General features: G+C 68.9%; 11 protein-coding genes. 7 read left to right on the forward strand and 4 right to left on the reverse strand.

Annotated elements, in window-relative coordinates; all coding sequences use genetic code 11:
- Nucleotides 1-11: 11 nt before the first annotated feature.
- Nucleotides 12-3,125, reverse strand: coding sequence for a transglycosylase domain-containing protein (locus BBJ41_RS15430; RefSeq protein WP_069747118.1), 3,114 nt, complete (start codon nt 3,123-3,125; stop codon nt 12-14).
- Nucleotides 3,126-3,546: 421 nt separating this feature from the next.
- On the opposite strand from BBJ41_RS15430, the gene BBJ41_RS15435 reads away from it, so the two are divergent.
- Nucleotides 3,547-3,939: an MAPEG family protein gene (locus BBJ41_RS15435; RefSeq protein WP_069747119.1), complete on the forward strand. Its 393-nt coding sequence runs from the start codon at nt 3,547-3,549 to the stop codon at nt 3,937-3,939.
- Nucleotides 3,940-3,972: 33 nt separating this feature from the next.
- Here the strand turns inward: BBJ41_RS15435 and BBJ41_RS15440 are convergent, their stop codons facing one another.
- Nucleotides 3,973-4,890, reverse strand: a complete 918-nt coding sequence (locus BBJ41_RS15440; protein ID WP_069747120.1) for a LysR substrate-binding domain-containing protein — start codon at nt 4,888-4,890, stop codon at nt 3,973-3,975.
- Nucleotides 4,891-5,089: 199 nt separating this feature from the next.
- Here BBJ41_RS15440 and BBJ41_RS15445 point away from each other — a divergent pair, with 199 nt between their 5' ends.
- From BBJ41_RS15445 to BBJ41_RS15460, 4 genes are all read left to right on the forward strand, one after another.
- The gene (locus tag BBJ41_RS15445) at nt 5,090-6,406 is read left to right on the forward strand and encodes an MFS transporter (protein WP_069747121.1); all 1,317 of its coding nucleotides are present in this window, start codon (nt 5,090-5,092) and stop codon (nt 6,404-6,406) included.
- A gap of 54 nt (nt 6,407-6,460) precedes the next feature.
- Complete coding sequence (locus BBJ41_RS15450; RefSeq protein WP_083281881.1) at nt 6,461-7,933, forward strand: amidase; 1,473 nt, start codon at nt 6,461-6,463, stop codon at nt 7,931-7,933.
- A 116-nt stretch (nt 7,934-8,049) separates the two neighbouring features.
- Nucleotides 8,050-9,252, forward strand: coding sequence for a porin (locus BBJ41_RS15455; RefSeq protein WP_069747122.1), 1,203 nt, complete (start codon nt 8,050-8,052; stop codon nt 9,250-9,252).
- Nucleotides 9,253-9,398: 146 nt separating this feature from the next.
- Nucleotides 9,399-9,683, forward strand: a complete 285-nt coding sequence (locus tag BBJ41_RS15460) for a PAAR domain-containing protein (protein ID WP_069747123.1) — start codon at nt 9,399-9,401, stop codon at nt 9,681-9,683.
- 58 nt (nt 9,684-9,741) lie between these two features.
- Here BBJ41_RS15460 and BBJ41_RS15465 read toward each other — a convergent pair whose 3' ends face one another.
- Both BBJ41_RS15465 and BBJ41_RS15470 read right to left on the reverse strand, forming a co-directional pair.
- Entirely contained in the window at nt 9,742-10,053 is a 312-nt protein-coding gene (locus BBJ41_RS15465) for a cupin domain-containing protein (RefSeq protein ID WP_069747124.1), read from the reverse strand.
- Between the two features lie 59 nt (nt 10,054-10,112).
- A complete protein-coding gene (locus BBJ41_RS15470) occupies nt 10,113-10,796 on the reverse strand; it encodes a DJ-1/PfpI family protein (RefSeq protein ID WP_069747125.1) in 684 nt (227 codons plus the stop codon).
- 117 nt (nt 10,797-10,913) lie between these two features.
- Here BBJ41_RS15470 and BBJ41_RS15475 point away from each other — a divergent pair, with 117 nt between their 5' ends.
- Nucleotides 10,914-11,885, forward strand: coding sequence for a GlxA family transcriptional regulator (locus BBJ41_RS15475; protein WP_069747126.1), 972 nt, complete (start codon nt 10,914-10,916; stop codon nt 11,883-11,885).
- Nucleotides 11,886-12,066: 181 nt separating this feature from the next.
- Nucleotides 12,067-13,041: a LysR family transcriptional regulator gene (locus BBJ41_RS15480; protein ID WP_069747127.1), complete on the forward strand. Its 975-nt coding sequence runs from the start codon at nt 12,067-12,069 to the stop codon at nt 13,039-13,041.
- The last annotated feature ends 78 nt before the right edge of the window (nt 13,042-13,119 follow it).

Consider the following 13,119-nt stretch of genomic DNA (forward strand, 5'->3'; position numbering starts at 1 on the left):
TCGCGTCGCGCTCAGGACGGTTTTCCTGCGGTGGCGCGTGGCGCGGGCGCCGGTACCTCCGCCTGCGGTGCTGCGCTCGCGGTGCGCGTGCCGGTTTCGGCCGGGCGTTCGATCAGCGGCGTGAGCGCCGGCGCCATCGAGCGCAGCAGCTGCACGGCCATCGCGCTCGTGAAGTCGTAGCGCGCCGCATACGGTTCGTGCGCGGTCGCCGTCAGGACCCCGAAGAACCGGTCGCCGATCACGAACACGAACGTGCCGCTGCGGTTCACCTTGCGCGACTCGATCAGCCGCGCGCCGCGCGCGTAGACGTTGAAGCGCTGGTCGCCCGTCCCCGTCTTGCCGTAGACCTCGAGCGTCTTGCCGTCGGGCAGCGTGAACCCGCCCGCCAGGCGGCGCGCGGTGCCGTTGAGCACGACGTCGCGCAGCAGCGTGCGCGCCACGTTGACGATTTCCGGCGACAGCATCGGCTGCGGTTGCGCGACCGCGCGCACGAAGTGTGTTTCGTACGGCGTGCCCTTCGCGAAGTCGAGGCGCGTGATGGTCTCGGTCGGCGCTTTCTGGCCGCCGTTGGCAATCAGGCCGATCAGCTTCGCGAGCGCGTCGGGCTGGTCGCCCGATGCGCCGATCGCGGCCGCGTAGGACGGCGTGACTTCGGCGAACGGGTAGCCGAGCGCGCGCCACGACTTCGTGATTTCCGCGTACGCGCGCAGCTCGACCATGCGGCGGATACGACGGTCCTGCGTCGCGTGGTAGCGCGTCTTGTACAGCCACGAATACGTGTAGATGCGCGCATCGTGGCTGTCGCGATCGACATCGGCGAGCGATGCGCCCGGATGCGCGCGCAGGTAGTTGAGCGTCCACAGCGCGAGCGGATGGACGCTCGCGATGTAACCGCGGTCGTTGAGGTTGAAGCGGTCGATCGCGTACTTCGCGTAGAGCGCGGCAAGATCGTCGTCGGACAGCGACGCGGCCGGCGTGCCCTTCAGTTGCGCACGCATCTGCGCGTCGAACCACGCGAGCGACTCGTTCGGCGCAACGCTGCGCAGCACCGTCGCGATCTTCGGCGGCGACTTGCGCACGTCGCGCAGCAGCAGCGCGAGCGCGTCGTCGGGCGCCTTGCCCGCGAAGCGCGTGTAGTAGCGCTTCATGTAGACCTTGCTTTCGCCGTCGACGAATTGCTGCAGGTAATGCGCGCGCTGTTCGGGATCGCCGAGCCACGACGACGACGGGCCGGCCGCCTGCAGCATTTCGTAGTGGACGATGTCGCGCATCAGCCGCACGAACACGAGGTTGACCGAGTGCTCGAACGCCGTGTGCAGCGTCAGGATGCGGCCGTTGTCCGACTTCTCGAAGTTCGAGAACACCTGCGCGCCGCCGCCCGTGTAGAACACGTCGGGGCTCGCCGAGTACTTGCGTTCGACGGCGGCGTCGAGCATCGCCTGCAGCGAGCGGTCGCGCGTATGCGACAGGTAGTCGAGCGCCCAGTGCGACAGCCCGTCGAGCGGGTCGGGCTTCACCCGCGCAAGCTCCGCGTTCGACAGGTTCGCATAGCGCGCGTGCAGGTCGGAGACGATCTGCAGGTACGTGACCAGCGTGCGCAGTTTCGCGGTCGAGCCGAGGTTGATGCGGCCGCCGCGGTTGACGTCGAACGGCTGGTTCACGCTGTCGGTCTGCACGCGCAGCATGTTCGCGCCGTTGCGGCGCTCGTACAGCGTGAAGCTGTACGTGAGGTGCGACGGGTCGTCCTTCGGCGCGAGCATCTCGAACCCGTACAAGCCCGCGGCCTGCGCGCCGTCGCGCGTCGACGCCAGCGCGAGCCGCTCGGCGACGGCCTGCTGCACGCCGTTGTCGAGCGTGCTGGTTGCCTGCAGGTCGAGCTGGTCGAGCTGGTACAGATCGCTGATGCCGAGCGCCGACAGCAGCGACGCGCGCGCCGACGTCACGGCCTTGCGCGACACGAACGACTGCACATGCGCGGCGGCCGGCGGCGCGCTGCGCTCGATCTGCGCGGCGAGCGCGGCATCGCGCAGCGCGGGCGAGATCACGCCGCCGTTCGACAGCAGCCGCAGGTAGCTGTCGGTCAGCCGCTGCAGCGCCGGATAGCCGCGGTTGAGGAAGTACGACGGCGCGCGCTGCGCGATGATCAGCGACAGCACTTCGCGGAACGTCTTGCCCTGTTCGTCGACGTTGTCGCCGGTCGTCGGCGCGGACAGGATGCGGTTCACGTCGTTGAAGTCGCGGCCGTACCACGCGGCGACACCGTCGCCGATGCCCGTGATTTCGCCGATATGCGGCCGCGCGGCGAGCGGCACCGAGTTCAGGTAGCGCACGACGATCGTGCGGCGCGCGGCCATCGTCTGCGGGCCGTTCAGGTACGCGCGCACCGATGCGGACGCGATCTGCCGCAGCTTTTCCGGCGGAGTCGCGGTGCGGCCTTCGGGCGAGTGGCGGAACTTCTCGATCTGCGTCGCGAGCGTGCTGCCGCCCGGGCGCGCCTGGTGACGGTTGACGACGTGCAGCGCCTGGTCGGCGACCGCGCGGCTGAAGCGCCCCCAGTCGATCGCCGGGTTGCGGTTCGGTTCGTTCGCGTCGAGCAGGTAGCGATCCTCGATGAACAGCAGGGAATCGGTGACCACGCGCGGCACCGCGTCGAAGTCGGCGTAGACGCGCTGCGGGAACACGGTCGCGAACAGCGGCGCGCCGGTCGAATCGAACAGCATCAGGCCTGTCTGGTCTTTCTCTTCGTAAGGCAGGAACAGCCCGCGATCGGCGAGCGACAGCATCCGCTGCGAATCGCGCGCCTGCTGGCTGACGACAAAGCCGCGCGTGAGCAACCGCTCCTGGAACGACGGAATCATCGCGTAGCCGAAGCGCTGGTCGTAGGGGCCGTTCGCGGGGAAGCGGATGTGATCGCTCGCGCCCGTTTCGACCGTGTAGCCGACGTCGCGGGTGAGCTCGGACAGGTAGTGCGCCTGCAGCCGGGACGTTTCGATCTCGGTCTGCACGAGTCGCGCAACGATCGCCACCGCGATCACCAGCGCGGCCAGCAAAGACCACTTGACCCACGTCCAGACCGATGCGAGACCGGTCACGCGCGGCAGGATACGATTCAGCGGCCGATTCATGGCGGCGTCTCCCTGAAGGCACGGGCTCCGGCCGCACCCCATTAAGGATTAGTGTAGTCCTCAACGGCACGCTGCCAAGGGCGGTTCATTACCGAGATGCGCCGACGCAACGCGCGTGCCTGTGATGCGCGGCAACCGGCGTTGCGGTGCGGCGGCAAGCGACTGCGCGGCGTAACGTTTGCGCGTTCGGCGCGCAGGCAGCCGCGGGGCGAGGGTTTCGGCGGGCAGGCCCGTGCGTGCAGGCGGACGGACGATGCACCGGTTTCGTGCGGTGCGGCAGCGCGGCAATTCGGGACGGATCCTGCGCCCGAATTCGTTGCGGGCGCACGGCGACGCTACGGGTTTCCGCGATAGCCGCGCGCGCCTGGCGCGGGTACGATCGCCGGATGTGCGGCGCATTTCCGCTTTCGCCGGGAGTCCCATGCCGATCCATTCCGTCGCGCTCGCCTGCACGGCGATACTCGGGCTGCTCCTGTTCGGGCTCGGGCTCGTCGTATCCGTCACGCGCTTTCGGCACACCACCGGATCGGGCTGCGCGGCCGATCCGACCGACATGCTCCACAAGGTCGTGCGCGCGCACGGCAACACGGCCGAATACGCGCCGTTTCTCGCGGTGCTGTTTCTCTATTTCGGCGCGCACGATCCGTCGCGCGCGGTCTTGTCGCTGATCGTCGCGGCGACCGCCTGCCGCTGCCTGATCGTGATCGGATTGCTGGCGTGGCCGACGATGGCCAACCCGAATCCCGTGCGCTTCGTCGGCGCGCTCGGCACGTATCTGTGCGGCGCCGCGCTCTGTCTCGCGCTGTTCGTCTGAGCGGCCGCATGTCGCGTCACGGGCGCCGCGCCGTTATCCCCACAGCAGCTTCGCGTGATCGTGCCGGCGCACGGCTTCGACGAAGCAGTGGATCAGGTAGTCGCACGCGATCGTGTTCAGCGCGTCGCGGCGCGTGAGCACGCCGACCGACACGGCCGGAATTGCCTCCTCGATGTCGATCGCGACCATCCGCTCGCGAATCCAGTCGACCTCCATGAAACTCTTCGGCACGCATGACACGGTGTCGGTGTGCACCGACAGCGAAAACGCCGCGCTGAACGACGTACATTCGACGATCGGCTGCGGCGCCGGATAGCCGTGCGCGACGAACACGTCCTGCAGCAGCCTGCCGATGCTTTCCGGCGACGTGTTGAGTATCCATTGGGCAGCCTGCAACTGCGCGAGCGACGTGCAATGGCGCAGCGGATTGCTCGCGCGCGTCATCAGGATCAGCTCCGATTCGAGCAGCGGCCGGAACGTGAATTCGGGCGACAGCCGCGTCGCGTCGACGATCGCGATCACGAAGTCGAGCGAGCCGTCGCGCAGGCGCGGCAGCGCCGTGTCGAGAAAGCCTTCGCGCACGTCGAGGCGGATCATCGGCATCCGCTGGCGGAACGCATCGAGCGCCGCCGGCAGGAACCCGAGCGACATCAGCGGCGTCAGCGCGCACGCGAGCGCGCCTTCCTTGCCGCCCGACAACTGGATCACGTCGTCGCGCGCGTGCTGCATCTCCGCGAGGATCAGCCGCGCGCGGGCATAGACGGCCTGCCCGAAACGCGTGAGCTGCGCGCCGCGCGCATTGCGCGTGACGAGCGGCACGCCGAGATCCAGCTCGAGTTCGCGGATCGCCTTCGTCAGCGCGGGTTGGGACAGGTGGATCGCGCGCGCGGCCGCGCGCAGGCTGCCGTGTTCGGCGATGGCGGCAAGCGCCCGGAGCTGGTGGTGTTTCACGGCGTGGCGGGGCGCGGCGACGGTGGGGACGTCCGTATCCTACACCTCGGCGCCGAATGAAAAGCACGCGATAACCGTGCGTTATCACGATCGAAAAATGTCGCTCCGGGCTGCGTATTTTGGATGCCTAGACTGCATGCGCAGGCCGTCGAACGGGCCGCGCACACGACACGCATAACCAGTACGGAGACACACCTTCATGAAGGCGCCCCGAGCGGACAGCATGTTCGGCGGGCATGTCGGCGACGCTGCCGCATCCCCGTCCAATCGCCAGCTGATCGTTGCAATCACGATCGGCAACGGCCTTGAATTCTTCGATCTCACCGTGTTCAGCTTCTTCGCGGTGCTGCTCGGCAAACTGTTCTTTCCGGCCGTGTCCGCGCAGCAGCAACTGCTGATGTCGGTCGCGACGTTCGGCGTCGGCTTCATCGCGCGGCCGGTCGGCGGCGTCGTGATCGGGCTCGTGGCCGACCGCTTCGGCCGCGTGCCCGCGATGAACCTCACGCTCGTCACGATGGCGATCGGCACCGGGATGATCGGCGTGTTGCCGACCTATGCGCAGATCGGCGTCGCGGCGCCCGTGCTGGTCGTGCTCGCGCGGCTGTTGCAGGGCTTCTCGGCCGGCGGCGAGGTCGGTGTATCGACGTCGCTGCTCGCCGAGCGCGCGCCGGTCGGCGAACGCGGCTACTACACGAGCTGGCAGTTCGCGAGCCAGGGCGCCGCAGCGCTGGCCGGTTCGCTCGTCGGATTCCTGCTGTCGTATTTCCTCGATACGGCGTCGCTCGAATCGTGGGGCTGGCGCGTGCCGTTCCTGCTGGGCGTGCTGATCGCGCCGGTCGGCCTCTACCTGCGCGCACGCTTCAACGCGATCGAGCAGCACGCGCCGGCCGCGGCCGCGCGGCGTTCGTCCGCGGTGCTCGGCGCCGTGCTGCGACGCGACGGAGGCGCCGTGCTGACCGCGCTCGGCCTCGTGATCGGCGGCACGGCTGCGCACTTCATCGTGCTCTATTACATGTCGACTTACGCGATCAAGGTGCTGCACCTGCCGATGGATACCGCGCTGTGGTGCGGGATCCTGTCCGGCGCCGTGATGTTCGTCGCCGCGCCGATCGGCGGACGGCTGTCGGACCGCACCGGCAGCAAGCGCGTCGCGCTGTGGTCGCGCATCGCGCTGACCGTGCTGATCCTGCCGGGCTTCTGGCTGATCCGCGCGGTGCCGTCGATCGCGACGATGTACGCGGTCGTGATGCTGCTCGCCGCGCTGCACTCGATCAACGCCGGCGCGAACGGCGTGATCCTCGCCGAGCTGTTCCCGAAGAGCACGCGCGCCACCGCGCTGTCGATCGCGTATGCGGGCGGCGTGTCGATCTTCGGCGGCTTCGCCCAGTTCATCGTCACGTGGATGATCGGCGCGACCGGCAACCCGGCCGCGCCTGCGTGGTACGTGATCGTCTGCGGCGTGCTGTCGCTCGTCGCGCTCGCGTTCGCGTCGGATCGCAGCGATCACGATGCGTGAGCGCCTGAACATGCTGCCGCCGCTTCCTTCTTTCCTGCTTTCGCCTGGAACCGTATGACCGCCACCGTTTCGTTTTCGTCCTCGCCCGCCGGCGTCGCGGCCGGCGACCTGTGCGACCTGCCCGCGCGCACGATGCTCGACTTGCTGAAGACGCGGCAGATCAGCGCGTGCGATCTGCTCGACGCGCATCTCGCGCGGATCGCGACCATCAACCCGCGCGTGAACGCGCTCGTGACCCTCGTCGATCCCGATACGCTGCGCGAACGGGCGCGCGACATCGACGCCCGCTGGATGCGCGGCGAATGGCAGGGGCCGCTGCACGGGCTGCCGGTATCGCAGAAGGATCTCACCGCGACGCGCGGCGTGCGCACCACGTACGGCTCGCGCTTGTTCGCCGATCACGTGCCGCAGCACGACGCGCTCGTCGTGCGCCGCTGCGCGGACGCCGGCGCGCTGATGATCGGCAAGTCGAATACGCCCGAATTCGGTGCCGGGTCGCATACCTTTAACGACGTGTTCGGCGCAACGCGCAACCCGTGGGACCTGACGCGCTCCGCGGGCGGCAGCAGCGGCGGCGCGGCCGCCGCGCTCGCGTGCGGGATGCATCCGCTCGCCTGCGGCAGCGACATGGGCGGCTCGCTGCGCAACCCGGCCGCATGGAACAACGTCGTCGGATTGCGGCCGTCGCCGGGCCGCGTGCCGCGCGCGCCGGACCTGAACGGCTGGGCGACGCTCGGCGTCGACGGGCCGATGGCGCGCGATGTCGCCGACACCGCGCTGCTGCTTTCCGCGATCGCCGGGCCGAGCGGCGAAACCGCGACCGAACTCGCGGAACCGGGCGCGCGTTTCGCGCTGCCGCTCGAACGCGATTTCCGCGGCACGCGGATCGCGATGTCGCGCGGGTTGCCCGGCGTGCCGGTCGATCCGGAGATCGGGCGGGCGGTCGATGCGCAGGCGCGCGTGTTCGAGGCGCTCGGCTGCGAAGTCGAATTCGACGACCCCGGTCTCGAGGATGCCGAAGACGTATTCCGCATCGAGCGCGCATGGATGATCGGCACGCTGGTCGACGGGTTCGACGACGCGCAGCGCGCGGTGCTCAAGCCCGAGATTCACGACGAATACCGGCTGCATCGCTCGCTCACGGCCGCCGATCTCGGCCGCATCTTCGTGCGCAAGACGCGCCTGTTCGAGCGGATGCGCGCGTTCATGCAGCGCTACGCGTTCTATGTGCTGCCGACGACGCAGGTGATGCCGTTCGACGTCGACCTGCGCGCGCCCGCGCACGTGATGGGCGCCGCAAGCGCGTCCTACATCGACTGGATGCGCGTGTGCTGGTACCTGTCGTCGACCGAGGCGCCGATCCTGTCGGTGCCGTGCGGCTTCGGCGCGGCCGGTCTGCCGATCGGCATGCAGATCGTCGGCCGAACCCGCGACGACTGGGGCGTGCTGCAGTTCGGCCACGCATACGAAGTCGCGGCCGGCCGCCGCTGGACACCGCCCGCCGTCGTCGCCGACGCGATGCGCTGACCGTCTTTCCCGATTCATCGCTGACCGTTCCGGTTCGCACCGGAGCAGGCCGCGCGCCTGCGGGGGACGCGCACGCCTGCGTTTTGCCATTCGACCCGCGCCTTGGAGATCTCTCGATGAAAAAACGGCTGTTGGCAGGCGCGGGTGTCGCGCTGATCGCGGGTGCGGCGCACGCACAGAGCAGCGTCACGCTGTACGGCATTATCGACGAAGGGCTGACCTACACGAGCAACCTCGCGGTGGCCGGCCCGAACGGCTCGGTGAGCGGCAAGCCCGCGCTGCGGATGCTGGGCGGCGTGCAGCAGGCGAGCCGCTGGGGGCTGCGCGGCGTCGAGGATCTCGGCGGCGGGCTGAACGCGATCTTCACGCTGGAGAACGGTTTCGACCCGAGCACGGGCAAGCTCGGGCAGGGCGGGCTGATCTTCGGCAAGAAGGCATTCGTCGGGCTGTCGGGGCCGTTCGGCACCGTCACGCTCGGGCGGCAGTACGACACCAATGTCGACTTCCTCGGGCCGCTCGAGGCCGCCTCGCTGTTCGGCGGCTACATGGTTGCGCACCCGGGCGACCTCGACAACGTGAACAACGCGAACTCGACCAACAACGCGATCAAGTTCACGAGCAATGACTACGGCGGGTTTCGTTTCGCGGCGATGTGCGGTGTCGGCGGCATCGCGGGCGCGGCGACGCGCAACCAGGTGTGGTCGGCGACCGCCGGCTACGCACGCGGGCCGCTCGCGGTCGCGGCCGGCTACCTGAATGCGCGCAACCCGAACGTGTCGTTCTTCGGCACGACCGGCAGCCCCGCGCCGGCGGTGGGCGGCGTGCCCGGCAACAACATGCTGTCGCCGGTGTATTCCGGCTATGCGTCGGCGCGCACGCTGCAGGTCGCGGCGGTGGGCGGCACCTATGCGATCGGCGCGGTGACGCTCGGTGCGATGTACACCAACACGTCGTTTCGCCAGTTGGGCGACCTGTCGTCCGGGCCGAACCCCGGCGGCGTATCCGGCAACGCGGTGTTCAACAACGTCGAGGCGAGCGTGCGCTACCAGTTCACGCCTTACCTGTTCGGTGGCGTCGCGTACGACTACACGCGCGGCGGCGGCGTAGACGGCCGAGACGGCGCGACGTACCACCAGGTCGCGGCGGGGCTCGATTATTTCCTGTCGAAGCGCACCGACGTGTACCTGACCGCCGTCTATCAGCGCGCATCGGGCACCGATTCGACCGGACGGGCGGCGGTTGCCGCGATCAACGGCCCCGGCGCTTCCGCGAACGACCGCCAGTTCGAGGCGCGGATCGGCATCCGGCACAAGTTCTGACGGGCGCGGCCGGCGCCGATCGGCAGGCGGCCGCGGCGAGCGGTGCTATGCTCGCGGGATGCCCGCGACCGACGGGCGGATTCCGACTGCCCGTGCGCGGCCGCGCTGCCGTGTTGCGCGGCGTTTCCGAGGGAAGAAACGACATCATGAGCCGCAAATTCATTCTGAAAGGCGACACGACCGATCACGGCGGCGTCGTGCTCGACGGGATCGCCAATTCGTCGTTCGACGGACGCGAGCTCGCCTATCTCGGCGGGGCCGTGTTCTGTGCCGCGTGCAAGTCGCCGGGCGTGATCGTGTCGGACGGCGGCGAGCGCACGATGACCGTGATGGGCAAGGTCGTCGCGCTCGAACACGACCTGTGCCAGTGCCTGTGCACGCCGCAACCGAAACTGATCCCGTCGCAGGCAACGGGGACGATCTCGGGCTGAACCCCGCCGCGCGGGCGCGGTTTCCGTTCGCGCCGCCTCGGCGCGCAGCCGCCCGCCGTCACGCGCTGCCTTCGCTCTCGATCACGAGGATGCGCGCTTCGCCGAGCGGATGCGCGATGTGCTCGGTGCCGACCGTCGCGTGGAATACGTCACCCGTTTCGAGCACCGTCGCGTGCTCGACGCCTGCTTCGCGATAGCGCATCTCGACCCGGCCGTCGAGCACGGCGAACACTTCCTCGCCGTCGTTCACGTGCCATCGATAGGGCTGGTCGGTCCAGTGCAGGCGGACCGTGATGCCGTTCAGGTTCGCAATGTCGAGCGCGCCCCACGGGCGCTCCGCGGTGAACGCGGCGCTGCGGATGATCTTCATCGATGTGTTTCGCGGTGCGAATGCGCGCCGCCCTCCAGTCAATTTCCCGGTATCCGCGCTCAGCGCGAATGCGCGCGCAGCGCCTGCTCGATCGTCGCCTTGCGTTTTGCAAAACCGGCCGCCGAGCGTTCGGTCACACGCTTCACGACCGATGCCGGCGCCGTGTCGGGCGAACCGGCGTCGAACGGCGGCGCGGGCGCGTATTCGAGCTGCAACTGGATGGCCTGCGCCTCTTCGTCGCCGGCCAGTTCCGCGGCGATCGTCAGCGCGAAGTCGATGCCGGCCGTCACGCCGCCGCCCGTGATCAGGTTGCCGTCGCGCACGACGCGCTCGCGCACGGGCACCGCGCCCAGCGGTTCGAGCAGCGCGTGGAACGCCCAGTGCGTCGTCGCGCGCCGCCCGCGCAGCAGGCCGGCCACGCCGAGCAGCAGCGCGCCCGTGCAGACCGACGTCACGTAGCGTGCGGTGGCCGCGTGCTGCTGCACGAACGCGATCGTTTCGGCATCGAGCAACTGGTCGTTGATCCCGATGCCGCCCGGAATGCAGATCACGTCGAGCGGCGGGCAGTCGGCGAACGTGCAGGTCGGCGTGAGCGCGAGGCCGCTGCTCGATGCGACCGGATCGCGCGATTTCCAGACCAGGTGGACGGTGGCGCCGGGCAGCGACGCGAGCACGTCGTGCGGGCCGGTGAGATCGAGTTGCTGGACGCCCGGAAACACGAGAAAGCCGATATGCAGGGTCATGCGAAGACTCCGGTTGGAAGGGGAATGCACCGTTGCGGGCACACGATGGACAGATCGATTCTAGGCGCGTAGTGTTTGGCGAAATTGCCATATCACCCACGTTTTCCGCCAATCGCCATGCCTGCTTCCCCACGCTCGATCCTGGTTCTCGCGTTTCCCCGGGCGCAACTGCTCGACGTTTCGGGGCCGCTGCAGGTGTTCGCATCCGTCAACGAACTCGCGCGCGAGCGCGGGCAGCCGGAGCCGTATGCGCCGCGCGTCGTCGCGGCCGACGCGGGGCCGATCGAGACGTCGTCGGGCCTCGTCGTGATGGCCGATTCGCTGCGCTCGGCCGCGCGCCGCCCCGATACGGTGATCGTCGCCGGCGGCAAGGGCGTGCAGGCGGCATCGCAGGATGCGCGGCTGGTGCGCTGGGTGCGGCAGCAGGCGGCGCGCGCGCGACGCGTCGCGTCGGTCTGCACCGGCGCGTTCCTGCTGGCGGAGGCCGGCCTGCTCGACGGGCGGCGCGCGGTCACGCACTGGGCGCGCTGCGACGAATTCGCGGCGCGCTACCCGAACGTGCGCGTCGAAACCGATCCGATCTTCATCCGCGAAGGCGCGCTGTGGACGTCGGCGGGCGTGACGGCCGGCATCGATCTCGCGCTCGCGCTGGTCGAGGAGGATCTCGGCCGGGCGACCGCACTCGACGTCGCGCGCGAGCTCGTCGTGTTCCTGAAGCGCCCGGGCGGGCAGGCGCAGTTCAGCGCGATGCTGTCGATGCAGCACACCGACGACCGGTTCGGCGAACTGCATGCATGGATGGCCGAGCACCTGACGGCCGACCTGTCGGTGCCCGCGCTGGCCGAACGCGTGCGGATGAGCGAGCGCAGCTTCGTGCGTCACTATCGCGCGGGAACGGGCCGCACGCCCGCGCGCGCGGTCGAGCAGATCCGCGTCGAGGCCGCGCAGCGCCTGCTCGGCGAAACGGCATGGCCCGTCAAGCGGATCGCCGCGCGTTGCGGATTCGGTTCGGAGGAGACGTTGCGGCGCAGTTTCGTGCGCGTGCTGGGCGTGTCGCCGCAGGGGTATCGCGAACGGTTCGTGCCCTGACGCGACGGCGCGGGAAGCGATCGGGGCCGGAGCCGTCGTTGCGTGGAACTGGACGGAAACCGAACGGTTTCCAGTGCGAAACGCTGAAACTATTCAGGATCGGAGAACAATGGCAGGGGGCTTGTGCCGAGCCTGCTGCGGGCTCTATTCTGTTCCGTTGGCGATCCGAAGGGGGAGCAGCATGGACCGAATCCAGGCAATGGAAGTTTTTACCCGTGTGGTCGACGCGAACAGCTTCACACGCGCGGCCGACACGCTCGCGATGCCGCGCGCGTCGGTGACGACCATCATCCAGAATCTCGAGGCGCTGCTCGGCGTGCGCCTGATGCACCGGACGACACGCCGGCTGTCGCTGACGCCGGAGGGCGCCGCGTACTACGAGCATTGCACGAAGATCATCTCGGAGATCGCGGAAGCCGACGCGAGTTTCCAGACGGGCAACCGCAAGCCGAGCGGCGTGCTGCGCGTCCATATGCCGGGTTCGCTCGGGCGGCGGATCGTGCTGCCGTCGCTGTCGATTTTCCGGCAGCGCTATCCGGACATCACGCTCGAGCTGGGGCTTTCCGACCGTTACGTGGATCCGGTCGAGGAGGGCATCGACTGCATGATCCGGGTCGGGCCGCTGGAGGATTCGTCGATGGTCGCGCGGCGGATCGGGATGCTGAAGCGCGTGACCTGCGCGTCGCCGGAATATCTGGAGCGCCACGGCGAGCCGCACGAGATTGCCGATCTCGCCGAGCATCACGCGGTGAATTTTCGTTCGAGCCACGGTGCGCGCACGATTCCGTGGGTATTCATGATCGAGGGCAAGCCGGTCGAAGTGCGCATGAACGGGAGCGTCACGGTCAACGATTCGGATGCCTATGTGACGTGCGGGCTCGAAGGGTTCGGGATGATCCAGCCGACGCTGTTCATGGTGCTGCCGAACCTGCTCGACGGATCGCTGGTCGAGGTGCTGCCCGAATGCAATCCGAAGCCGAAGCCGATCTCGATCGTGTATCCGCACAACCGGCATTTGTCGCAGAAGGTGCGCGTGTTCGCCGACTGGATCGCGGAGGTGTTCGAGTCGACGCCGGCGCTGGAGGGCGGGGAGAACTGGCGCGGGAGGATTGGCGGGAAGGCGCCGGAGTCGCGGCGCGGGGCGGTGGCGGCGTAGGATGCCGGACGAAACCGGGCGGCCGTGTCGTTGGCCGCTTCGGGTTCGGCGCATCGGTGCATCGGCGTATCGGCGCGC

The organism is Burkholderia stabilis (assembly GCF_001742165.1).
GTDB lineage: Bacteria > Pseudomonadota > Gammaproteobacteria > Burkholderiales > Burkholderiaceae > Burkholderia > Burkholderia stabilis.